General features: G+C 67.5%; 22 protein-coding genes. 12 read left to right on the forward strand and 10 right to left on the reverse strand.

The window, feature by feature from the left end:
- Positions 1-109 precede the first annotated feature (109 nt).
- Complete coding sequence (locus tag EV650_RS36855; protein WP_134123759.1) at positions 110-535, reverse strand: winged helix-turn-helix transcriptional regulator; 426 nt, start codon at positions 533-535, stop codon at positions 110-112.
- A 38-nt stretch (positions 536-573) separates the two neighbouring features.
- Here EV650_RS36855 and EV650_RS36860 point away from each other — a divergent pair, with 38 nt between their 5' ends.
- Entirely contained in the window at positions 574-1,743 is a 1,170-nt protein-coding gene (locus EV650_RS36860; protein WP_134123760.1) for an MFS transporter, read from the forward strand.
- On the opposite strand, the gene EV650_RS36865 is transcribed toward EV650_RS36860, so the two are convergent.
- On the reverse strand, positions 1,679-3,301 hold the full coding sequence (locus tag EV650_RS36865; protein WP_134123761.1) for an AMP-binding protein: 1,623 nt from the start codon (positions 3,299-3,301) through the stop codon (positions 1,679-1,681). The genes EV650_RS36860 and EV650_RS36865 overlap by 65 nt on opposite strands.
- 219 nt (positions 3,302-3,520) lie before the next feature.
- Here EV650_RS36865 and EV650_RS36870 point away from each other — a divergent pair, with 219 nt between their 5' ends.
- Complete coding sequence (locus EV650_RS36870; protein WP_134123762.1) at positions 3,521-4,984, forward strand: restriction endonuclease; 1,464 nt, start codon at positions 3,521-3,523, stop codon at positions 4,982-4,984.
- A 58-nt stretch (positions 4,985-5,042) separates the two neighbouring features.
- The gene (locus tag EV650_RS36875) at positions 5,043-5,672 is read left to right on the forward strand and encodes a nucleotidyltransferase domain-containing protein (RefSeq protein WP_166678399.1); all 630 of its coding nucleotides are present in this window, start codon (positions 5,043-5,045) and stop codon (positions 5,670-5,672) included.
- Between the two features lie 172 nt (positions 5,673-5,844).
- Here the strand turns inward: EV650_RS36875 and EV650_RS36880 are convergent, their stop codons facing one another.
- A complete protein-coding gene (locus EV650_RS36880; protein WP_134123764.1) occupies positions 5,845-6,738 on the reverse strand; it encodes a DUF6454 family protein in 894 nt (297 codons plus the stop codon).
- A gap of 81 nt (positions 6,739-6,819) precedes the next feature.
- Between EV650_RS36880 and EV650_RS36885 the strand changes: the two genes are divergently transcribed.
- The 3 genes from EV650_RS36885 to EV650_RS36895 are packed head-to-tail and all read left to right on the forward strand — an operon-like array spanning position 6,820 to position 9,532.
- Positions 6,820-7,440 (forward strand): SIMPL domain-containing protein, encoded by a 621-nt coding sequence (locus EV650_RS36885; RefSeq protein WP_134123765.1) that lies wholly within the window; start codon positions 6,820-6,822, stop codon positions 7,438-7,440.
- A gap of 60 nt (positions 7,441-7,500) precedes the next feature.
- Positions 7,501-8,736, forward strand: coding sequence for an Nramp family divalent metal transporter (locus EV650_RS36890; RefSeq protein WP_134123766.1), 1,236 nt, complete (start codon positions 7,501-7,503; stop codon positions 8,734-8,736).
- 19 nt (positions 8,737-8,755) lie between these two features.
- On the forward strand, positions 8,756-9,532 hold the full coding sequence (locus EV650_RS36895) for a metallophosphoesterase (RefSeq protein WP_238174720.1): 777 nt from the start codon (positions 8,756-8,758) through the stop codon (positions 9,530-9,532).
- On the opposite strand, the gene EV650_RS36900 is transcribed toward EV650_RS36895, so the two are convergent.
- Positions 9,497-10,069, reverse strand: a complete 573-nt coding sequence (locus EV650_RS36900) for a TetR/AcrR family transcriptional regulator (RefSeq protein ID WP_134123768.1) — start codon at positions 10,067-10,069, stop codon at positions 9,497-9,499. The two genes, EV650_RS36895 and EV650_RS36900, sit on opposite strands and share 36 nt — an antisense overlap.
- 84 nt (positions 10,070-10,153) lie before the next feature.
- On the opposite strand from EV650_RS36900, the gene EV650_RS36905 reads away from it, so the two are divergent.
- Positions 10,154-11,218: a saccharopine dehydrogenase NADP-binding domain-containing protein gene (locus tag EV650_RS36905; protein WP_134123769.1), complete on the forward strand. Its 1,065-nt coding sequence runs from the start codon at positions 10,154-10,156 to the stop codon at positions 11,216-11,218.
- Here EV650_RS36905 and dmpI read toward each other — a convergent pair.
- Positions 11,202-11,384, reverse strand: coding sequence for a 4-oxalocrotonate tautomerase DmpI (gene dmpI / locus EV650_RS36910; RefSeq protein ID WP_134123770.1), 183 nt, complete (start codon positions 11,382-11,384; stop codon positions 11,202-11,204). The two genes, EV650_RS36905 and dmpI, sit on opposite strands and share 17 nt — an antisense overlap.
- An 84-nt stretch (positions 11,385-11,468) precedes the next feature.
- The gene (locus tag EV650_RS36915; protein WP_202875229.1) at positions 11,469-12,350 is read right to left on the reverse strand and encodes a LysR family transcriptional regulator; all 882 of its coding nucleotides are present in this window, start codon (positions 12,348-12,350) and stop codon (positions 11,469-11,471) included.
- Positions 12,351-12,395: 45 nt separating this feature from the next.
- Here EV650_RS36915 and EV650_RS36920 point away from each other — a divergent pair, with 45 nt between their 5' ends.
- The gene (locus EV650_RS36920) at positions 12,396-12,773 is read left to right on the forward strand and encodes a DUF427 domain-containing protein (RefSeq protein ID WP_134123771.1); all 378 of its coding nucleotides are present in this window, start codon (positions 12,396-12,398) and stop codon (positions 12,771-12,773) included.
- Here the strand turns inward: EV650_RS36920 and EV650_RS36925 are convergent.
- Entirely contained in the window at positions 12,760-13,533 is a 774-nt protein-coding gene (locus tag EV650_RS36925; protein WP_134123772.1) for an alpha/beta fold hydrolase, read from the reverse strand. The genes EV650_RS36920 and EV650_RS36925 overlap by 14 nt on opposite strands.
- A gap of 103 nt (positions 13,534-13,636) precedes the next feature.
- On the opposite strand from EV650_RS36925, the gene EV650_RS36930 reads away from it, so the two are divergent.
- Genes EV650_RS36930 through EV650_RS36945 form a run of 4 tightly spaced genes read left to right on the forward strand, consistent with a single transcriptional unit; the run spans position 13,637 to position 18,777 of the window.
- Positions 13,637-14,419 (forward strand): GNAT family N-acetyltransferase, encoded by a 783-nt coding sequence (locus tag EV650_RS36930; RefSeq protein ID WP_166678400.1) that lies wholly within the window; start codon positions 13,637-13,639, stop codon positions 14,417-14,419.
- 48 nt (positions 14,420-14,467) lie between these two features.
- A complete protein-coding gene (locus EV650_RS36935; RefSeq protein WP_134123774.1) occupies positions 14,468-16,750 on the forward strand; it encodes a helicase-associated domain-containing protein in 2,283 nt (760 codons plus the stop codon).
- Positions 16,751-16,755: 5 nt separating this feature from the next.
- A complete protein-coding gene (locus tag EV650_RS36940; RefSeq protein WP_134123775.1) occupies positions 16,756-17,085 on the forward strand; it encodes an AAA family ATPase in 330 nt (109 codons plus the stop codon).
- An 18-nt stretch (positions 17,086-17,103) separates the two neighbouring features.
- Positions 17,104-18,777 (forward strand): DNA repair helicase XPB, encoded by a 1,674-nt coding sequence (locus EV650_RS36945; protein WP_369409976.1) that lies wholly within the window; start codon positions 17,104-17,106, stop codon positions 18,775-18,777.
- Positions 18,778-18,890: 113 nt separating this feature from the next.
- Here EV650_RS36945 and EV650_RS36950 read toward each other — a convergent pair whose 3' ends face one another.
- The 3 genes from EV650_RS36950 to EV650_RS36960 all read right to left on the reverse strand — a co-directional run bounded on the left by EV650_RS36950 (position 18,891) and on the right by EV650_RS36960 (position 21,580).
- Positions 18,891-19,751 carry a type IV toxin-antitoxin system AbiEi family antitoxin domain-containing protein gene (locus EV650_RS36950; RefSeq protein ID WP_134123777.1) on the reverse strand — a complete coding sequence of 287 codons (861 nt, stop codon included), beginning with the start codon at positions 19,749-19,751 and terminating at the stop codon, positions 18,891-18,893.
- Between the two features lie 155 nt (positions 19,752-19,906).
- The gene (locus EV650_RS36955; RefSeq protein ID WP_134123778.1) at positions 19,907-20,617 is read right to left on the reverse strand and encodes a FadR/GntR family transcriptional regulator; all 711 of its coding nucleotides are present in this window, start codon (positions 20,615-20,617) and stop codon (positions 19,907-19,909) included.
- Between the two features lie 27 nt (positions 20,618-20,644).
- Entirely contained in the window at positions 20,645-21,580 is a 936-nt protein-coding gene (locus tag EV650_RS36960) for a dihydrodipicolinate synthase family protein (RefSeq protein ID WP_134123779.1), read from the reverse strand.
- Between the last annotated feature and the right edge of the window lie 3 nt (positions 21,581-21,583).

The raw sequence follows: 21,583 nt of genomic DNA on the forward strand, positions 1-21,583 counted from the left end.
TCTGGATGACATCCAGTGAAGGACCGCCCGATTGCCGCGCAATTGCCTCCGGAACAAACTCAGGTTTCCGAATCGGCCCCTTGCGTTTCGCGTGTGTAACCACGACCGCTCAGTCGAGCTTGCGGACCTCAGTCTCGGCGGGGGTGATCGGCCGGCCGTCGGCGGCGTGAATCTCCAACGGCCGCAGGGGTTTGCCGTCGCGGCGATCGAGCAGCTCGGAGTGCGGCTCGCCGGGCTCGAACGAGAAGGCCTCACCCCATTGGCGCAGCGCGACGATCACTCCGAAAAGCGCCTCGCCCTTCGGGGTCAGGACATAGTCGGAGTCGGTGTGCTCGAGGATGCCGTTCTCGGTCAGCGACCGGAGCCGCGCGCTGAGGATGTTCTTCGCGACGCCGAGGCTGCGCTGGAACTCGCCGAACCGGCGGCTGCCGTCGAAGGCGTCGCGGACGATCAGCAGCGACCACCAGTCGCCGACCGCGTCGACGGAGCGGGCGACCGGGCAGTCCGCCGTACCGAAGCTTGTTCGCTTGACCATGGTTGCAAAATGCTACCACTTCGCCTTACGGTTTCAACATGCAACCACAGCGTCTGTTCCTGGCCGTGGCCGCCGGCGTCGCGGTCGCCAACGTGTACTTCGCGCAGCCGCTACTGGTCACGATGGGCGCCGACCTCGGCATCTCAGCGGGCACGGTCGGCGCCTTCGTGACCGTCACCCAGCTCGGCTACGGCCTCGGTCTGTTCTTCCTCGTCCCGCTCGGCGATCTGCTCGACCGCCGCCGCCTGATCCGTGTGCAGTTCGTTCTGCTTGCGGTGGCTCTGCTGCTGGTCGGCGTCGCTCGCAACGCCGCGATGCTGCTCATCGGTCTGGCCGCAGTCGGCCTGCTGGCCGTTGTCACGCAGTCCCTGGTCGCCTTCGCCGCCTCATTGTCCGCGACGGCTGAACGAGGCCGGGCGGTGGGGACGGTCACCAGCGGGATCGTGATCGGCATCCTGCTCGCCCGTACGACGTCCGGCCTGCTGACCGATCTCGCGGGCTGGCGGTCTGTCTACCTGATCTCCGCCTGCCTCAGCCTGCTGATCGCGCTGACGCTCTTCGCCGCACCACCGCAGCCGCGGGCGAGGCTCTCGTACCCGGCGCTCCTGCGTTCGACGATCGGCCTGTGGCTTGACGAACCGGTCTTCCGGTCGCGTTCGGTGTTGGCGTTCTTCATCTTCGCGGCCTTCAGCACATTGTGGAGCTCGGTGGTGCTTCCGCTGACCGAGCGGTCGTTGTCGCACACGGAGATCGGTGCGTTCGGGTTGATCGCGGCAGCCGGTGCACTGGCCGCCGGCCCGGCCGGACGGCTCAACGACCGGGGTCATGGACAGCTGGTGACGATTGGGGCGTCCGCGCTACTGGCGGCCAGTTGGCTGGTGATCGTCTGGACGCCGCAGTCGCTGTGGGCGTTAGCGATCGGCGCGATCGCTCTCGACCTCGCCGTACAGGCCGTGCATGTCAGCAACCAGAGCCGGATCTACGCGCTGCGCCCGGACGCGGGCAGCCGGCTGATCGGCGGCTACATGATCTTCTACTCGATCGGTAGCGGTCTGGGCGCGATCGGGTCGACCGCGCTCTACGCCCGTTCCGGCTGGGTGGCGGTTTGTTTGCTCGGGGCAACCTTCAGTCTCGGCGCGGTGGTTACGTCAGTCCGAGCAGCTCGACAGACTTCTCGCGCATCTCGACCTTGCGGATCTTGCCCGTGACCGTCATCGGGAAGTCGTCGACGAGCAGCACGTACTTCGGGATCTTGAAATGCGCCAGCTTCCCGGTCGCGAAGGCTCGGACCGCCTCCGCGTCGAGCGGATCCGCGCCCGACTCGAGCTTGATCCAGGCGCAGAGCTCCTCTCCGTACCGCTCGTCCGGTACGCCGATGACCTGGACGTCGGCGATCGACGGGTGGGTGTAGAGGAACTCCTCGACCTCCCGCGGGTACACGTTCTCGCCGCCGCGGATGACCATGTCCTTGATCCGGCCGACGATGTTCACATACCCGTCCTCCCGCATCGTCGCGAGATCGCCGGTGTGCATCCAGCGTGCCTGGTCGATCGCCTCCGCGGTCTTCGCCGGCTCGTCCCAGTAGCCGAGCATCACGGAGTATCCACGGGTGCAGAGCTCCCCGGGCTCGCCTCTTTCCACGACCAGCCCGGTGGCCGGATCGACCAGCTTCACCTCGACGTGCGGCAGTACGCGGCCGACCGTCGACGTACGCCGGTCCAGATCGTCGTCGCGCCTGGTCTGCGTGGAGACCGGGGACGTCTCGGTCATCCCGTAGCAGATGGCAACCTCGGCCATGTGCATGTCCGCGACACAACGCTTCATCACCTCGACCGGGCACGGCGATCCGGCCATCACCCCTGTCCTCAGACTCGTGAGGTCGTAGTCCGCGAAGTCCGGCAGACCCAGCTCGGCGATGAACATCGTCGGTACGCCGTACAGCCCGGTGCAGCGCTCGTCCTGCACGGCCTGCAGCGTCGCGGCCGGGTCGAACGCGGGCGCCGGGATCACCATGCAGGCACCGTGAGTGGTACAGCCCAGATTGCCCATCACCATGCCGAAGCAGTGGTAGAACGGCACCGGGATGCAGAGGCGGTCGTCCGCGGTGAACGCGATCGTCTCGGTGACGAAGAAGCCGTTGTTCAGGATGTTGTGGTGGCTGAGGGTCGCTCCCTTCGGGAATCCCGTCGTACCGCTGGTGTACTGGATGTTGATCGGGTCGTCGAAGGACAGCTCGGCCTCGCGGGCGTGCAGCGCGTCGACGGTGATCCGGCTCGCGTCGTCGCGGAGCGCGTCCCAGTCGCCCGTGCCGAGGTAGATCGTCTCCTCCAGGGCAGCGAGGTTAGGCCTCACTTCCTCGACCATCGCCCGGTAATCGCTTGTTTTGAAGGCGGTCGCCGAGATCAGCAGCCGGACGCCGGACTGGTTCAGCGCGTAGGCCAGCTCATGCGTGCGGTACGCCGGGTTGATGTTCACCAGGATCGCGCCCATCAACGCGGTCGCGTACTGCGTGATCGTCCACTCGGCCTGGTTCGGCGCCCAGATCCCGACTCGATCACCCTTGTTGATCCCCCGCGCCAGCAGGCCGCGCGCGACCAGCTCCACCTCGGCGCCGAACTCGTCGTACGTCCAGCGCCTTCCGGTCTGGACCTCCACCAAGGCTTCGTGATCGCCGTACTCGCGGATCGTCCGTCTCAGGTTCGCCCCGATCGTTTCCCCCAGCAACGGAACCTCGGACACCCCGGACGCGTACGACGGAAGGCTCATCTCCACATCGTCACCTCGCCCAGATGCGTCGGCAAGCCCACGCGCGCCAGGAAACAGGGGGTCCTCCCCTCCCCCTCTTCTTCTTCCTTCCTTGAAGACGAGACACAGCTGCGGCGGGAAACAAGGGGTATACGGCAAGCAATGTCCTTCCCAACTCTCCGTCACAACGGTCGCGCAGCGTGGTTGGACCGTTACATTAGTTGCGAGAGGTGTGAGGCGATGGGCCGATCTGTCGAAGGTCACGCCCGCAGCGACCGTCCGCCCGGTCGAACCGCCGAGGCGGCCCAACGTACCGCTGCGGTACGGGAGCGCGTCCAGGTTCTGGGCAACATCCTGGCCGACGCTCTGGCTGTCGATGTCCACGGCATCGATCTGCAAACCCTGAAACGCGCACCCCGGCGAGCTCCGCCGACGGTCTCGCCGGCCGATCACCAAGCGCATCCCGGACCGATCTGGGATGCGTTCGTGCCCCACCCGCCGGGCACGTTCCGCTGGTGGGGCGCCGAACGCAGGTTCGCGCGTCGACTCGCCGATGCGGAGGACCGGTTCGCGGAGGCGATCGAGCGGCACCGGGCCGCCGAGGAGACCCGCCGCGAGCGGGTCGCCAAGGCGCAGCGGGAGCAGGTCGAGAACCAGCGCCGGCTCGACGAGGCGACCGCGGAACAGCACGCGCGCGTCGACGCGTACGAGCGTGCGGTCGAGAACCGTGACCGGGCGGCGGTGACGCGGTACTTCAGCAAAGCGCTGGACCAGGCGCTGGAGCCGCTCGACTTTCCACACCGGCGCAAGGTCGGGTACGTGCCCGAGTCGACGCTGCTCGCGGTCGAGTGGGATCTCCCGGACGTGAGCGTCGTACCGGCAGAGGCGTCGTACCGGTATGACCGGTCGGTCGACGCAGTGCTCGCCGTACCGCGTGATCCTCTCGAGTTGCGGCGGCTGTACCAGCAACTGGTGGCGCAGCTGGCGCTCCGGGCTCTGCACCTGGTCTTTGGCAGTGACAGGTACGGCGTGGTCGACACGGTCGTGTTCAACGGGATGGTCGAGTCGGTGGACCTCACCACCGGTCAGACGGTGCGGCCGTGCCTGATCACCTTGCGGGCAACGCGGGAGCAGTACCAGGCGCTGGTGCTGGACCAGCTCGACCCGGTGGCCTGCGTACGGCACTACTTCGCGGCGGAGGTGTCACGGCATCCGGAGGAGCTGCAGCCGGTCGAGCCGGTACTGGAGTTCGACCTGACCGATCCACGCATCGTCGACGCGGTCGACGTGATCAGCGAGATCGACTCCCGGCCGAACCTGCTGGACCTGAGTCCGGAGTCCTTCGAGCACCTGGTGCAGAACCTGCTGACCCGCATGGGCCTCGAGACCCGCCTGTTCCGCCGCGGGACCGACGGCGGGATCGACTGCGTGGCGTACGACCCCCGACCGATCACCGGCGGCAAGTTCGTCGTACAGGCCAAGCTCTGGACCCGCACCGTCCCACCCTCCGCGGTCCGCGACCTCTTCGGCACAGTCGTCGACGCCGGCGCCACCAAAGGCATCCTCATCACCACCTCCGGCTTCGGCCCCACCAGCTACCAGTTCGCCAACGGCAAACCCCTCCAACTCATCGACGGCACCGCCCTCCTCTCCCTCTGCCACCTCCACAACATCCCAGCCCGAATAATCCCCAGAGCCAGCTGACTACTACGCTCTTAAAAGTGGGCATATGCCTGATATAGTGGGCATAGGAGGTGGTCCCATGCAGTTCTCCGAGTCGGCGTCGAGTGTCGTCCCCGGGTTGCACGGCCGAGTTCTCGGCGTACTCGCGCGAACTGACCGGCCGCTGACCGGGCGTGCGGTTGCCGCGCTGCTGCGGACACCCGCCAGCCCCAGTGGAGTGCAGAAGGTCCTGGACGATCTGGTCGGCAACGGTGTGGTCATCGCGGAGCCTGCCGGGCGCGCTCGGCTCTACACAATCAACCGGGATCACGTTGCCTACAACGCGATCGAACAGCTCGCCGGCCTGCGGGAGCTCCTCCTCGAACGCATCAAGACCGAAGCCGACTCATGGGAGCTACCGGCGAAGGCGATCTGGCTGTTCGGCTCGACAGCCCGCGGACAAGGTGATGCTGACAGCGATCTCGACCTGCTGATCGTCCGGCCGGACGATGTAGACGATTCGGATCCTCGCTGGCTGGCTCAGCTCGACACGCTGTCCGCGCATGCAAGTCTCTGGTCCGGCAACTCCTGCGAGGTCGTCGAATACAGCGCCGCTGAGATTCGCGATCTAGTCAGGCACGGTGAGCGCCTGGTCACCGAACTACGCCAGGACGCCGTACCCATCACCGGCAGTTCCCCACGCCAGACCCTCAACCGAAAGGCCGGATAGTTGCCCGCACTCGACGAAGCCCGAGCTCACCTGGCGAAGGCCCGCGAGTTCCTCGAAGCCGCCGAGCTGACCAACGATGATCGGCCGGACACGCAAGTCCGATAACCACGCGGAGGCGCCAAGAGCATCGACTGGGCGGCGCGGCTAGTGGCAACCGCCGAGGCCGTCACACCTAGCTGAGTGCGGTTTCGTAGATCTGGAGTTCGGTGAGGTCGGGGGTTTGGCTGTCGTCGGGGGCTGTGAGGAGGCGGAGGTGAGTGGGGGTGGTTTCGAGGGCTACCGGGTTGCGGGTGGCGTTGTGGTTGGTGGTGGGGGAGAAGTGCGGGAAGGGGATCTCGTGGAGGATGCGGTTGGTGCGGAGGTCGAGGAGGACCAGGCCGCCGAGGTCGTACGACGTGTTGTTCGGGCCGGGCAGTGTGGTCACGCCGCCGCAGAGCTGCTTGCCGTGGGCGACGTAGCTGCAGTCCTGGTAGTCGAGCAGGTGTGACTCGTTGCCGACCTTGCCGAGCTGTTTGCCGGTAGGAGTCCAGTGGTAGAGGGTGCGGGAGCCCCAGCTCATCCCGTGCACCCGACCGGTCGTCCGGTCGCGCACTACTCCCCCGACGTGGTCCTTCACCCGGAACCGCTCGGTCACCGCGTAGGTCGTCGGGTCGACCGTGTAGACGATCGCCCGCGAGTTCGGCCGGTACTCCGCGGCCGGCACCCACAGGTCCTTCCCGTCGAAGTCCAGTCCGCCCGGGTGGTACGCCGTACCCTCACCGAGTCGGACGTCCCGCTCGAGGTTCCCCTGCCGGTCCATGACGAACAGATGCCCGTTCCCCTTCCCCGGAGTCCGGTCGTAGCCGTCCACCGGCACCGGGTACGTCACCGGCGCCTCCAGCACCTCCACGCTGCTCATGAAGATCAGGCCACCCACCAGCGCGAATCCCTGCGGGTGGTACGCCGGGAACTTCAACGGCACCCGCTCCACCAGCGTCCACGCCGTACTGCGGTCTGTGGCCCGGAAGGCCCGTGTCACGTCCGAGTCCCGTGCGGTGGTCAGACCGGTCAGAAGGCGTGTGTACATCAGAGTCTCCTCAGATCGAACGTCAATGCTGCAGTGTGGAACGCCCAGGCGTGGCTTGCCGGTGATGCCAGACTGACGGTCATGGACACAGGGGTGAATGTTGTCGGGTCAGGGCAGGTCAGTGGCACGCCGGATGTGCTGCGGGTGTCATTGGGAGTTGAGCATGCCGCTCCGGACGTGGCGTCGGCTGTTGCCCGCGTCGGGGAGCGTACGGATGCGGTGATGGCGGCGTTGCGCGGGCTGGGAATCGAGGAGTCGCGGCTGGGGACCAGTGCGGTGAATGTGTACCAGGACTACCGGGAGCCTGACTCGGCTCCGGCGTACCGGGCGTCGCACACGATCTCCATCGAGACCGGCGACCTGACCGGGTTCGGTGAACTGCTCAACGCGGCGGTCGATGCCGCAGGCAACAGCCTGACGCTGCACGGGCTGCAGTTCGACATCGAGGACAAGTCCGCGCTGCTGGTCCAGGCGCGTGAGCTCGCGTTCCAGCAGGCGAAGGAGAAGGCGACGCACCTGGCAACTCTGGCCGGGTTCTCGCTCGGCGCGGTGTCCGCGATCTCGGAGACCCAAGGCCACTTCCCGATCCGCGCCGAAGCCATGGCCGGCAAGGCGGCCGCCTACGATTCAGCGCTCAACATCACTCCCGGCGACCACACGGTCAGTGTCTCGCTCGAGGTTCACTTCGCCTGGGGCGCGTAACTCGCGTCTCAAAATCAGCACAAGGGTTGCGTTGTCGGCGGCGTCGTACAGACTGCTCTCATGTACGCACCGGCGCCGCTCCGACGGCAACTGAGCCGGTCCGGGCTGTTACTGCTCGGGCCGGCCTTTGTTGCGGCCGTTGCGTACGTCGACCCCGGCAACTTCGCGACCAACATCGCCGCCGGCGCGAAGTACGGCTACTTACTGTGCTGGGTGGTCGTCGGCGCGAACCTGATGGCCGTCCTGGTGCAGTACCTCGCGGCCAAGGCCAGCATCGCGACCGGGCGGACGCTGCCGCAGCTGTGTCGCGACCACTTCAAGCGGTCGACATCGACCGGGTTGTGGGCGCAGGCCGAGGTGGTGGCGGTCGCGACCGACCTGGCCGAAGTGGTCGGCGGTGCCATCGCGCTGAACCTGCTGTTCAAGATTCCCCTGCTCCTCGGCGGCGTGATCACCGGCGTGGTCTCGTTCGCATTGCTGATCTATCAGTCGAAGCGTGGCCAACGCCCGTTCGAGGCCGCGATCATCGGGCTGCTCGCCGTCGTACTGATCGGCTTCGTGGTGTCGACGGCGAAGTCAGACCCCTCCGCGAGCGGTGTGGTCGGCGGTCTGGTGCCACGGCTCGACGGGACGCAGTCACTGGTGCTTGCGGCCGGCATGCTCGGCGCGACCGTGATGCCGCACGCGATCTGGCTGCACGGCGCCCTCGTCACCGATCGGCACTGGAAGGCGATCCACTCCGACGGCGGTAAGTCCCGTGTACTGCGGGCCACCCGAGTGGACGTAGCCGTCGCGATGGCCCTGGCCGGCGCGGTCAACCTGGCGATGGTCGTCCTGGCCGCGGCCGCCCTCAAGGGCACCGGAGCCGACTCACTCGACGCCGCGCACCTCGCGATCGGCGAGCGTCTCGGCCACCTGCCGGCCCTGCTGTTCGCGCTCGCCCTGCTGGCCAGCGGGTTCGCGTCCTCCTCGGTCGGGACGTACGCCGGATCGGTCATCCTGGACGGCTTCTGGCAGCGCCGGGTCCCACTCGCGGCCCGTCGCCTGGTCACCCTGATTCCCGCCCTGATCGTCCTTGCGATCGGCATCGACCCGAGCCGCGCCCTGGTGGTTTCCCAGGTCGTGCTGAGCTTCGGCATCCCGTGCGCGCTCTGGCCTTTGGTGAGATTGACCGCTTCCCGGCGCGTCATGGGTGACCTCGTCAACCGCCGGGCGACTACTCTCGCGGCATGCCTGGTAGCGACCGCCGTCACGGCCCTCAACCTCGTACTGATCGTGCTGACCATTCGGGGATGACATGACCCGGGTGTACGCCGTGAGCGACATCCACGGCCACCTGGAGAAACTGACCCCCGCCCTGCACGACGCCGGCCTCACCGATGCCGACGGCAACTGGGCCGGCCAGGACGCCCGGCTGTGGTTCCTCGGCGACTTCTTCGACCGCGGTCCGGACGGCATCGGCGTACTGCGTTATGTCCGCAAGCTGATCGATCAGGCACCGGACGGCGCGATCCGGATGCTGCTCGGCAACCACGAGATCCTCGCCCTCGGGACGCACAAGTTCGGCGACACGTTCGTACCGCACGACGGCATCACCCTGCGCAGCTTCGAGCGTTCCTGGGTCCTGAACGGCGGCCAGGACCGCGACCAGGAGCTGCTCACCGACGACGACACGGACTGGCTGCTCGACCAGCCGATGCTCGGTCTGGACGCCGGTCACCTGCTGATGCACTCCGACACCGCGGAGTACGTCGAATGGGGCGACACGATCGACGCGATCAACGCGGCGGCCCGGGCCGAGCTGCACTCCGACGACATCGAGGTGTGGTGGGAGATCTGGCGCCGGACCACGTCGCGGTACGCGTTCCGCGGCGCGAGCGGACCCGACATCGCCCGCGTCCTGCTCCAGCACCTCGGCGGTGACCGGATCGTCCACGGTCACAGCATCGTCGCCGACCAGCTCGGCATCGACCCGCAGTTCCTCACCGGACCGCACCTGTACGCCGACGGTCTCGCGCTCGGCATCGACGGCGGCGCGTTCGACGGCGGGCCGTGCCTAGTCGTCGAGCTCGAAGAGCCCACCGCGGAGTGAGTCGACGACAGCGTCGAAGCAGGACCGGAAGGACGACTTCATACCACCATCGATCCAGCGGCTGAAGGCGTTCTGGAACACGGCTGCCCCGATCTGAGCCACCAGAGCAGCATCCTCGGCCGGCACCCCACGTTCCTCGAGCCCATCGCGGATCGCGGCGGTGACAGAGGCCAGCTTGGTCCGCTCCCGCTCCTGCAACTCCGGAGTGGCCGCGATGACAGCACGCCGTACGTCGGAATTCTCGGCGAACTCGGCCAGTAGCTCACCGACCTCCGCGGCCGCCTGGAGCACGGTCGGCCACGGCCCGACGGCCGGATCGACGGCCCGGATCGCCTCGATGACGGCGGCCGGCAGCCGTTCCGAGCCGGCGAACAGGACCTCGCGCTTGTCCGGGAAGTAGCGGAAGTACGAGCGCCGGGTCAGGCCGGCGTGCTCGGCGATCTGGTTGACGGTCACGGCGTCGTACCCGTGCGCGGCGTACAGCTCGAGCGCGGCCTTGCGCAGCCGCTGCTCCGCCCCGGGGTCCCATCGCGCCATGGTCCTGAGCTTAGTGATGTCTCAGGGTGTCATCAAACCTGCTATGGTCGAAAGTGATGACACCCTGAGACATGGAGAGTTCTGATGGCTGGAGAAATCTGGGTTCTGGGCGCGACCGGGCGGACCGGGCGCGAGATCGCGGCTCGCGTCGCCCAACGTGGCGGTATGCCGGTATTGGTCGGACGCAACGCGGATCGACTGCACAAAACCGCCGCAGACCTCGGTCTCGGCGATGCCGAGGTGGTCGTGACCGACGACCTGCCCGGCGAGATCACACGACGGCGGCCGGCGGTAGTGGTCAACACGATCGGCTCATACGCCGAGACCGCCGTACCGATCGCTCGGGCCTGCCTGCCTGGTGGGCATTACGTTGACCTGGCCAACGATCTGGTCGCGATGCCGCGGCTGCTGGCGTTGCACGACGAGGCGGTTGCCGCGGGGAGCACGTTCGTCACGGGTGCTGGGTTCGGCGTACTGGCGACGGAGGCCGTTGTCGCTCGCCTGTGTGCCGATCGGCCGACGCCGAGCCAGGTACGAGTGGACGCGATGGCTTCGGTCACGCTCGACGGCGGGCCGCTGGGCGAGGCGCTTGCCCAGTCGATCGTGTCTGGGCTGACTACCGGCGGGCTCCGGTACGAGCACGGCCAGATGGTTCGGACGCGGCTGGCCGCAGATCCGCGGGAGCACGCGTTGCCGGACGGTCAGACGGCGAAGTCCGCCGGCGGTCCTACCGGCGAGCTGTTAGCGGCGCAGGTGGCCAGCGGTGCGCCGGACGTCGTCGCGACGTCCGGTCTGATGCCAACGGCACCTGTCGTGCGGGCGTTGCTGCCGTTGGCCGGTGCGTTGCTGAAGGTCCCGGCCCTGCGACGCTTCGCCGTACGCCGGATGGCGGCGATTGAGCTGAAGCCGACGCCACGACCGCGCGACCACTCGTGGGGTCATGCGGTCGTCACCTGGGCCGACGGCACGGTGCGGGAGGAGTGGCTGCGGGCCGGAGAGGCGATGGAGTTCACCTCGGGCGCGGCCGCGGAGACCGCCGTACGACTGGCTCGTGGCGAGGGCCGGGCTGGTGCGTACACACCGGCCCGCGCCCTCGGACCTGAACTCGCGGAAGCCGCCAGCGGAACCTTCGTTACTTGTCAGCCGTGAGGGTGCCGCCGACGGCCCAGCTCTCCGGCGGGGTCTCCTGGATCCAGACCTGAACACTGTCGGCGGGTACGCCGAGGCTGTCGACGAAGGCGTCGGTCACCTTCTGGACCAGTTCGCGCTTGAGCTCCGGGGTCCGCGGGCCTTGCAGGACGGTGACGATGGGCATCGGATTGCCTTTCTCTGTTGGGTTCTGAGCCCATTCCAGTCGCCGCAGCCGCTGGGAACGAGACGCAGTTCCGATGTCCTCTCATCACTCGAACTGATCGGACGCCTTCCGGCACGCCTCCAGCAGTACGGCGAGGTCGCCGCCGACCGTGGTCCCGGCCGGGACGGCCAGGCTGGTGGTCAGGGCCAGCCGCGGGCGCGCTCGCCGGAACACCACTCGCCCTTCCCGCAGCAGGCGGGCGTGCGACTCGTAGATGACCGTCCAGCTCGGGATACCCGCGCCGATCGCGGCGTGCGTGTCCTGCAGGCTGCTGGAACGCGGACCGATCACCGGTTCGAAGCCTTCGGCGGCGCAGGCCGACATCACCAGGTCGACGAGTGGTGGATTGGTACGGCGCTCGGTGATCCGTAGCGGCAGCTCACGCAGGTCTTTCAACGCGATCTCGTCGTCCGGAGCAGCCGACGAGGGCAGTGCGACCAACAGGGCGTCCTCCCAGACGGGGACGAACTCCAGGCCGGCAGCCTCCTCCAGACCGCGTACGAACGCTGCGTCGAGCTGGCCGCCCCGGACCCGGTCCAGCCTGGCGCGTGTCGACGTACTGACCAGCTCGACGTGCAGGCCCTCAGAGGCGAGCTCGGCGACCACAGTCTCCAGCCGCTCACCCAGTCCGGTGCTGGTGCCCAGACGCAGTACGCGGCCCGGTTGGCCGGTCGCTGCGGCCCGGGCGGTCTCGACAGACGCCAGTACTGCGCGGGCGGCGGGCAGGAAGCGCTGGCCTGCCTCGGTGAGCCGGATCGCTCGAGCCGAGCGGTCGAACAGCAGTACGTCCAGCTCACGCTCCAGTCGGGCGATCTGCTGGCTCACGCCAGGCTGACCGATGCCGAGTTGCTCGGCGGCGCGGCCGAAGTTCAGTACCTCGGCGACCGTCACGAAGTACTGGATCTGCCGTAGCTCCACCTTCGACATGATCCACCTGGGAATGCGCCCGCAACGAGTGGGGTTGTCACGGACATGGCGGAGAAGACTGTGAAGATTCCTGGACCGGATCATCCGATCACCGTGGAGAAGAACCCGGACCGCGTCGTCGTGAAGGTCGGCGACAAGGTGATCGCGGACACCCGCGACGCGTTGTCACTGCAGGAGGCGAACTATCCGGCGGCGCAGTACATCCCGCGGAAGGACGTCGACCTCACGCAGCTCGAGCGGACCTCCCATGAGACCTACTGCCCGTACAAGGGCGACGCGGCGTACTACAGCGTCCTCCCCGCCGGGGCGGACGGGGTGAACGCTGTCTGGACCTACGAGCAGCCGTACGACGCGGTCGCGGACATCCGCGAGCACGTCGCGTTCTACCCCGACAAGGTGTCGATCGAGATCATCGCCGACTGAGGAAGTCGGTTACCACCGGGGCGAGCAGCTCCGGCGGTACGACGTGGTGCTGGTCTGCGAGCTCGATGAGTTCGGCCGCGGGCAGGATCGTCACGATGCGGTGCGCCGCGTCGACCATGAAGGGCGCTGACGCGGTCCCGGCCAGGACGAGGGTGTCCAGCTTGATCGCGCGGAGCAGGTCGACCGGCGTACCGCCAGTGCCCGTGCCTTCGTCCATGACGGCAAAGTCGTAGGCGAGTGTCGGTGCGACGTCGGCCAGCCCTGGTGTGGCGGCGATCTGCAGTGCCTCGGGTTTTGGCATGCCTGTCATCAGCAGGAACAGTTCGACCGCCTCTTGGTTCTCGCCTGCCCGGATGAGCTCGAGCACCCGCTCGCCGTCCTCTGACGAGTCGGCGTCGTCCGGTCCGTACGGCGGCTCGTGCAGCACGACCTTGGTGAACGGCAGCCCGGTGCCGGCCGCGATCGCCGCCAGTCCGGCGCCGGACGAGTGCCCGTAGATGGCCGCCGTACCGCCGACGGCCGTGAGCACCGCGTCGATGTCTTCCACCTCGCGCTGGACGGCGTACGGCGTCGTGTCGCCGGAGTCCCCGCGGCCGCGCCGGTCGTAGGTCACCACGTCGAAGTGGCTCGCCAGCTCGTCCGCCAGCGGACGGAGCGCGTGCCGGTCGCACAGTGCTCCGCCAACCAGGATCAGCGGCTCCCCGCTGCCCAGTCGGTCGTAGGCGATCGACGTACCGTCCGCAGACGTCACTGTGTCCATGCAGTCCTCCTGTGTGCGTTGTCGGAGTGACGTCGGAGCCGATCGACGGTTTTCGACAAATGTGTTGGTGTTTGGCCCGGTCCGGGTGATTCACTGCGTCGCGATGATCACCAGAGTCGATACCTACCTCCACAGCGTCCCCCTGTCCGGTGCGGTTGCGGAGCAGGTCGGACCGTTCACGTTGTTCCGCAGCACGATCACCTGGCCGTACTACGCGCGTCCGGTGCCCGGCTCCGAGGCGACGATCACTGCGGACGACATCGAGCTGGTACGGGCGCGGTGTGCCGAGCTGGAGATCCCACTGAGCTTCGAGTGGGTCGTGGAGACCTGTCCGTCGCTGGGAGCGGCTGCGGCTGCCGCCGGGCTGTCGGTGGTCGAGCACCCGTTGCTGGTGCTGGAGCGGGACGACTTCCGACCTGCGACGGCTGATGCGCGCTTGGAGATCCTCCCGACTGAAGACGACGTGATCCGGCAGGCCCGCGCGGCCGTCAATCTGGCTTTCGGCGAGGGCGGTACGGCGGTCGGTACGGCCGGCCCGGCAGAGCGGGACGCGAACGCTCCCGCGGTGGCGGACGGCCTGGTCGCCACACTGCGAGACCGAATGCTGCAGGGCGTGTCAGTCGCCGCCGGTGCATTCATCGACGACGGCATCGTGGCCAGCGGTAACCACCAGCCGGTCGACTCCACCACCGAGATCGTCGGCGTCGGAACCCTCCCATCCATGCGCCGCCGCGGCCTGGGCGCCGCCGTTACCTCGACTCTGGTGGAGCACGCATTCGATCACGGCGTAGACCTAGTACTCCTCTCCGCCGAGTCCCCCGCCGTAGCAGCCGTCTACGAACGCATCGGCTTCCACCAGATCGGCCACGCCGGCGCAGCCGAGTAATAGGGACCGCCCTTGGGGTGGACACCGCTGGGCCGTACCTTTGGAAGGATGAGCACTTCCGAGCCGACCCGCCCCCGTACCCTCGCTGAGGCTCTGCGGACCTGGGACGATGCTGGGCTCGGTGAGCTGCTGCGGCGGCGCCCCGATCTGGCGTTACCCATTCCAGCCGACACCGGGCAACTGGCCGCGCGGGCGACGAGCAATGCGTCGGCTGCGCGAGCCGTCAACCGCCTCGACGAATTCGGTGTGGATCTGCTGGAGTCGCTGTCCGCACTGCCTGAGCCGGTCGATCTGGAGGCGCTCGCGCAGGGTGTCGATCAGCCGGTGGAGGTGGTCCAGCCGCGGGTGACCGAGTTGCTGGACCTCGCACTGGTGTGGGGCACCGAGGACGACCTGCGACCGATCCGAGCGGTGCACGAACTGCTCGGTCCGACACCGGCCGGGCTCGGTCCGATCACGACGCGGCACTTCGGTGATCTGGACCAGCTGATCGAGGACGCCGGTCCGGATGCGCGTGCAGTGCTGGACAAACTGACCTGGGGTCCGCCGACCGGATCGGTGGAGAAGGCCGAGCGTCCAGTGACGATTGCGTCCGCCCGGACACCTGTGGAGCGGTTGCTGGCTCGAGGTCTCGTCGTACCGAAGGATCCGAACACCGTCGTACTGCCACGGCAGATCGGTCTGCATCTGCGCGGTGGACGTGTGCTCGCGTCAACCAGGCCGACACCGCCACCGTTGGACGGCAAGAAGGTGTCAGCCTCGATCGCCGACCGGGCCGCGGCCGGTGCTGCGCTGGACCTGGTGCGGTTGGTCGACCGAGCGCTGGAGCAGCTGGGGACTGAGCCGCCTCCGGTACTGCGTACTGGTGGCATTGGTGTCCGTGAGGTGCGTAGCCTCGCCGCGAAGATCGGCGCGGAGGAGCAGACCGCAGCTGCGGTGCTGGAGATGGCGTACGCCGGTGGGCTGCTCGCTGCCGTTGAGGTCGGGACGAGCGAGCTGTGGCTGCCTACTAGTGCCTACGACGACTGGCTGGAGCTGGACCTAGCGCATCGGTGGGCCCAGCTGGTCATGGCGTGGTTCTCTGGGCTCAGAGCGATCGGACTGATCGGCCGGCGGGACTCTGGCGCTGGTACGGCGGCTGCCCGCGAGCGGCTGATCAACGCACTGGCTCCGGACCTGGAGCGGTTGCTCGCCCCGGAGATCCGAGTGCTGGCGCTGCAGGCGTTGGCCGAGGCTGGTGCGGGTACGGCGCCTGCTCCGGAGACTGTGGTGACCTGGGTGGCGTGGCATCGGCCGCGGCGTGGTGGGCAGTTCCGCGACGACCTGGTCGAGTGGAGTGTCACTGAGGCTGCCCTGCTCGGGCTGACTGGGCTGGGTTCGTTGGCGAAGCACGCCGGACCGCTGCTGGGTGCTGAGCCGACTGCCGACGAGCTGGCTGAGGCGATCCTTCCGCTGATGCCGGAGCCGGTGTCGGAGGTGCTGTTGCAAGCTGACCTGACCGCGGTGGCTCCTGGTCCGTTGGTACGGGTCGTGCAGGACGAGTTGTCCGCGATGGCAGATGTCGAGTCGGACGGCGGTGGTGGGGTCTACCGGTTCAGTGAGGGTTCGGTGCGGCGCGCGTTCGATCTTGGACGGACTGCGGCGCAGTTGCACACGTGGCTGGCGGACCATTCCCGGACTCCGGTTCCGCAGCCGTTGACGTACCTGATTGATGACGTTGCGCGGCGGCACGGCGTACTGCGGCTTGGGACGGCGTCGACGTACCTGCGGTGTGATGACGAGGACGTGCTGACGCAGCTGCTCAACACGAACCTGCCTGGTATCCGCTTCCGTCGGTTGGCGCCGACTGTGGTGGTGACGCCGTCGCCGCCGGACATGGTGCTGAGCCGGCTGCGCGCGGCCGGGATGGCGCCGTTGGCGGAGACGTTCGATGGGGCTCTGCATGTGACGGGCGCACCGCGACGGGGTGAGGCGCCACGACGTCGTACCAGCCGGGACTTCAACGAGAGCGCGTTCGACCTGACCGACGACCAGGTGAAGGCGGTCATCGAGAAGGTCCGCGCCGGCGACCGCATCGCCGCCGAACGCCCCGATGACCAAGGTCTGGTCGAACCGGCTGCGCCCGCCGAGACCATCGCCGTACTCACCAACGCGGCCGAGGCCCACACCCGCACCTGGATCGCGTACGTCGACCACAACGGCACGTCCTCCGAACGCATCGTGGAACCGGTCCGAGTAGCCGACGGCTGGCTGACCGCGTACGACGACACCACCGACAACCCCCGCACCTACGCCCTCCACCGAATCTCCGCCGCCCGAGGTGTCGATTGACCCCAGTGCTGATAATCCTGACCGGACTGCCGTACTGCGGCAAAACGACGTTGGCTCGAGCTCTCGAACAAACTGGCGCAGCCGTTGTCGAGCTGGACCACATCAACCGCGAACGCGGATTCCGCATCGAAGACGGCGTACCGATGACAGAGTGGCCGGAAACGATCCGCCAGGCAGAAGCAAGGATCGAGGCGAGCGACCGGCACATCCTCTCCGACGAGGTCCTCCAGCGCGTTCGCCGCCGATTCCAGCCGCCGCCGGAGGACAGTGCGCTGATCGTGGACGCGGTCTGGAGCACCCAGAAGCAGCTGGATGTCGTGACCGCAGCCCGCTGAATTGACCGCTCAGGCACAATGGAAGGTCGGGGCGAGATTGAGGAGCAGCGGGTGACAGACGGTCCACTGATTGTGCAGTCGGACAAGACCCTCTTGTTGGAGACGGCGCATGCGGAGGCGAACGAGTGCCGGAAGGCTATTGCGCCGTTCAGTGAGTTGGAGCGGGCGCCGGAGCATGTGCATACCTATCGGTTGACGCCGTTGGGGTTGTGGAATGCTCGGGCCGCGGGGCATGACGCGGAGCAGGTGATCGACGTACTGCTGCGTTACAGCCGCTACCCGGTCCCGCACTCGCTCCTGGTCGACATCGCTGAGACGCTGGACCGGTATGGGCGGCTGCGGCTGGAGAAGCACCCGCAGCACGGACTGGTGCTGGTGACGACCGACCGGCCGGTGCTGGAAGAGGTACTGCGCAGCAACAAGATCAAGCCGATGATGGGCGCCCGCATCGACGACGACACCGTTCTGGTGCACCCGTCGGAGCGCGGTCACCTCAAGCAGACCCTGCTGAAGCTGGGCTGGCCTGCTGAGGACCTGGCCGGGTACGTCGACGGCGAGGCACACAAGATCGAACTGGTACGTGACGGCTGGGACCTGCGCCCGTACCAGCAGCAGGCAGCCGACTCGTTCTGGTACGGCGGCTCCGGCGTCGTCGTACTCCCCTGTGGAGCCGGCAAGACCATTGTTGGCGCAGCCGCGATGGCACAGGCGTCCGCGACCACGCTGATCCTGGTCACGAACACGGTGTCCGCCCGGCAGTGGAAGGACGAGCTGCTCAAGCGGACCAGCCTGACCGAGGAAGAGATCGGCGAGTACTCCGGTGCGCGCAAGGAGATCCGGCCCGTCACGATCGCGACGTACCAGGTGATGACGACGCGCCGGAAGGGCGTCTACTCGCACCTGGAGCTGTTCGACGCGCGCGACTGGGGCCTGATCCTGTACGACGAGGTGCACCTGCTGCCGGCCCCCATCTTCCGAATGACCGCCGACCTGCAGACCCGGCGCCGGCTCGGCCTGACCGCGACCCTGGTCCGCGAGGACGGTCGCGAGGGCGACGTGTTCTCGCTGATCGGCCCCAAGCGGTACGACGCTCCGTGGAAGGACATCGAGGCCCAGGGCTGGATCGCGCCGGCCGACTGCATCGAGGTGCGGGTCGATCTCGAGCAGACCGAGCGGTTCGTGTACGCGACCGCCGAACCCGAGGACCGCTACCGGCTGGCCGCGTCCACACCGGCGAAGTCCCGGCTGGTACGACGGATTGCCGACCACCACGCCGGCGAGCCGCTGCTGGTGATCGGTCAGTACATCGACCAAGTGGACGAGCTCGGCGAACGGCTCGAGTGTCCGGTGATCAAGGGCGAGACGACGGTGAAGGAACGGCAGCGCCTGTTCCAGGCCTTCCGGACCGGTGAGATCAACCGGCTGGTGGTCTCGAAGGTCGCCAACTTCTCCATCGACCTCCCCGAGGCGTCGGTCGCCATCCAGGTCTCCGGCACCTTCGGCTCCCGCCAGGAAGAAGCCCAACGCCTAGGCCGAGTCCTCCGCCCCAAAGGCGACGGCCGAACCGCCCGCTTCTACTCCATAGTCGCCCGCGACACCATAGACGCCGAATTCGCCGCCCACCGCCAACGCTTCCTAGCCGAACAGGGCTACGCCTACACCATCGTCGACGCCGAAAACCTCTTCGCCTGACCTGAAGATCTGCAGGTCGACAGGAGGTGTCGGCTTGGTCGGCCGAGCGCCACGCTCGGCCGACCAAGCTTTTCGCCGCAGTGGAGGTATACGTACTGTCGAGCTGCCGGACTTCAGGCGACGAGCCGCTGAGCCAGGGCCGCGCGGACGGTAGCGATGACCCAGGCGGGGTCTCCAATGATCTGTTCGTAGGTGAACCGGAGAACCAGCCAGCCGGCCGTGTTCAGCTCGTCGTACCGGTAGCAGTCGGCCGCGAAATCCCGTCGCGAACCGTGGAACTCGAAGCCCTCGGCCTCCAGCGCCAACTTGGCAAGGCGATGGCCAAGATCTACTCGGGCACGGAACCCGTCATGCGACACCAGTACCTGCGGTTCGAAGCCTTCGACGCCCGCGCTGATCAGGAGCGCCCGGAGGATCGACTCCAGGAAACTGCCGGCCAATGGCGTAGCAGCGGCCGCGACGCGGCGAGCGTTCGGGCAACCGGCGCCACGCATGGCAACCACCTCCGCAAGCAGCTCCTCGGGCAGCAAGCGTCGCGTGGCGAGAGCAGCGTCTGCGATGGCAAGCGCCTCGGCGAACGGAAGCATTCGAGAACAGTCGACGACAGTGCGGGACAGGGAAGTGATTCGATCCTGCCGCTCGAGCGAACTGACGTTGGCCCAATGCAACACAGCAGCTGGGCCTGGCCGTGGCCGCCGGTGCGGCGGAACGATCAGATGGGGCTTCTCGGGTGTGACCAGCAGAGGAAGGCCACAAGCCGCCGCCGCACTCACGTGCGAGAGGACACCGTCATAGGCCAATACCGCGACCGTTTCGGCCGGTAGGCCAGGTAATGCGTAGATCCCCAGTGCGATCCGCTGGATTTCACCGCGCGCGACGGCCTTCGCGACGGCATGCCGCGTGACCACAGCTGCCAGCTCGGCAGCGGTAGCCCAGCCGCCCCGGCGCGCCAGGATCTGATCGACCGATTCCATCCGGGGATGGTGCCTGAACTTGCCCGTCTGATGACTTTGTTCATCCACAGGCAGCAGCTCGACAGGAGGTGTCGCTCCACACCCCTCACCCCCACGCTCAGCCCACCCGCAACCAGCCCGCAGTGGGCGTATACGTACTGTCGAGCTGCAGAAACCTATTCGCCTAGGCGGGTGTGGATGCCGTTGAAGTGGGATTTCATGGAGTGGGCGTAGGTGTCTGGGTTGGCGGACTCCAGGGCGTTCAGGAGGTCTCGGTGCCAGGCGGCGGCGTCTGCGGGGGTGTAGCGGGCGCCGGGGAGGCGGGCGTCTACCTGGGCGAAGGTTCGCCAGAAGACGGACAGTAGGTCGATGACGAGGGCGTTGCCGAGGGGCTCGTAGAGGGCTTGGTGGAAGGCCCAGTCCTCGTCGGGGAAGTACTTGCCGTCGGCGGCCTTGGCTTCCATCCGTTCGACGATGGGCTCGAGGGTCTCGTAGCCGTACTGCTTGAAGTGGTCGACCACGTCGTCCGCCAGCCCGACCTCGATGGCCTGGCGGACCTCCAGGACGTTCTGCACGTCCCGGAGGTCGCCGGCCATCGACTGTGACATCCGGAAGGCGAGTCCGTCCTCCAGCGACTGCAGGTTGACCTCGCCGACGTACGTCCCGTACCCGTGCCGGATCTCGATGATCCCGACCGCCTGCAGCGCCTTCATCGCCTCCCGCAGCGGATGCCGGCCGACGCCGAGCTGCGCCATCAGGTCCTGCTCGTTGGGCAGCGGGTCACCCGCCTTCAACCCACGTTCCAGGATGTACGACTTCATCGCATCCCGGATGAAAGACTGATTCCCCGCCGCACCACGTGCCCGGCTGAGCCCACCCGTCGTCACCGCCGGCCTCCCTTAGCTAGGAACTGGTCAGTGTAATCCGGCCCGGTCCAGTAGGGGCCGGACCGCGGCGATCTCCGTGTCGTTCAAAGGAATACAGGGGTACGCCGTCACCGGGGAGTCGATCACGCCGAGCAGGTGCAGCCCGGCCTTGAACGCACCCAGTGCCGCCGAACTCGCGCCCATCCGGGACCGGTCCGCGACCTTGATGATGTCGAACAGCCGGAACAGCCGGTCCTGCTCCGCACGCGCCGCCGCGGTGTCACCGGCCACGGCTGCGTTGAACAGCCGCACGTATCCGGCCGGGTCCACGTTCCCCAGACCAGGTACGACGCCGTCGACGCCGAACGCCAGCGCGGAGTCGACCGTCACCTCGGAGCCGGTCATGATCGCGAAGTCTTCCAAGCCGGCTTCACGCCGCGACAGCACCAGCTCCCGCAACGACGTCTCCTGGCCGGACGAATCCTTGACTCCGGCAATGACGCCCTGCTCACCGAGCGACAGCATCAACGACGCCGGCAGCTTCGTACCGACCCGCGGCGGGATGTCGTACGCGTACAGCGCGGTGTCACCCGCCAGCGACTTCAACCGCACAAAGTGCCGCTCGATCTCGGCCTTGTGCGTAGCGGCGTAAAACGGAGCTGTGGCGACCAGTGCGTGCACACCCGCCTTCAGTGCGGCAGAAACGTGTGCAGCGACCCGACTGGTCGAGGTGTCGATCACACCGGCCAGCACCGGCACCCGCCCGGCCACCTCCGTGACAGTTGTCTCCAGCACGACCTGCCGCTGCTCGTCGGTCAGGAACGTGCCCTCACCGGAGGTGCCGAGCACGAACACCCCGTTCACACCCCCGGCCAGCTGGTACTGGATCAGCCGGGCCAGCGATGCGGTGTCGACGTCGTACGACGGGGTGAGCGGAGTGACGAGCGGCGGTACGACGCCAGTCAAACGGGCGGATGCGGTCAAGGG

Origin of the sequence: Kribbella kalugense, from assembly GCF_004365875.1 — a bacterium.
GTDB classification, from domain to species: Bacteria; Actinomycetota; Actinomycetes; order Propionibacteriales; family Kribbellaceae; genus Kribbella; species Kribbella kalugense.

What these genes read in the sequence shown, in the direction of transcription:
- EV650_RS36920 (WP_134123771.1), top strand. Translation starts at nt 12,396, where the DNA reads ATGGCGGAGAAGACTGTGAAGATTCCTGGACCGGATCATCCGATCACC.
- EV650_RS36875 (WP_166678399.1), top strand. Translation starts at nt 5,043, where the DNA reads ATGCAGTTCTCCGAGTCGGCGTCGAGTGTCGTCCCCGGGTTGCACGGC.
- EV650_RS36860 (WP_134123760.1), top strand. Translation starts at nt 574, where the DNA reads ATGCAACCACAGCGTCTGTTCCTGGCCGTGGCCGCCGGCGTCGCGGTC.
- EV650_RS36900 (WP_134123768.1), bottom strand. Translation starts at nt 10,069, where the DNA reads ATGGCGCGATGGGACCCCGGGGCGGAGCAGCGGCTGCGCAAGGCCGCG.
- EV650_RS36865 (WP_134123761.1), bottom strand. Translation starts at nt 3,301, where the DNA reads ATGAGCCTTCCGTCGTACGCGTCCGGGGTGTCCGAGGTTCCGTTGCTG.
- EV650_RS36915 (WP_202875229.1), bottom strand. Translation starts at nt 12,350, where the DNA reads ATGTCGAAGGTGGAGCTACGGCAGATCCAGTACTTCGTGACGGTCGCC.
- EV650_RS36930 (WP_166678400.1), top strand. Translation starts at nt 13,637, where the DNA reads ATGATCACCAGAGTCGATACCTACCTCCACAGCGTCCCCCTGTCCGGT.
- EV650_RS36855 (WP_134123759.1), bottom strand. Translation starts at nt 535, where the DNA reads ATGGTCAAGCGAACAAGCTTCGGTACGGCGGACTGCCCGGTCGCCCGC.
- dmpI (WP_134123770.1), bottom strand. Translation starts at nt 11,384, where the DNA reads ATGCCCATCGTCACCGTCCTGCAAGGCCCGCGGACCCCGGAGCTCAAG.
- EV650_RS36935 (WP_134123774.1), top strand. Translation starts at nt 14,468, where the DNA reads ATGAGCACTTCCGAGCCGACCCGCCCCCGTACCCTCGCTGAGGCTCTG.
- EV650_RS36870 (WP_134123762.1), top strand. Translation starts at nt 3,521, where the DNA reads ATGGGCCGATCTGTCGAAGGTCACGCCCGCAGCGACCGTCCGCCCGGT.
- EV650_RS36885 (WP_134123765.1), top strand. Translation starts at nt 6,820, where the DNA reads ATGGACACAGGGGTGAATGTTGTCGGGTCAGGGCAGGTCAGTGGCACG.
- EV650_RS36880 (WP_134123764.1), bottom strand. Translation starts at nt 6,738, where the DNA reads ATGTACACACGCCTTCTGACCGGTCTGACCACCGCACGGGACTCGGAC.
- EV650_RS36945 (WP_369409976.1), top strand. Translation starts at nt 17,104, where the DNA reads ATGGAAGGTCGGGGCGAGATTGAGGAGCAGCGGGTGACAGACGGTCCA.
- EV650_RS36925 (WP_134123772.1), bottom strand. Translation starts at nt 13,533, where the DNA reads ATGGACACAGTGACGTCTGCGGACGGTACGTCGATCGCCTACGACCGA.
- EV650_RS36950 (WP_134123777.1), bottom strand. Translation starts at nt 19,751, where the DNA reads ATGGAATCGGTCGATCAGATCCTGGCGCGCCGGGGCGGCTGGGCTACC.
- EV650_RS36905 (WP_134123769.1), top strand. Translation starts at nt 10,154, where the DNA reads ATGGCTGGAGAAATCTGGGTTCTGGGCGCGACCGGGCGGACCGGGCGC.
- EV650_RS36890 (WP_134123766.1), top strand. Translation starts at nt 7,501, where the DNA reads ATGTACGCACCGGCGCCGCTCCGACGGCAACTGAGCCGGTCCGGGCTG.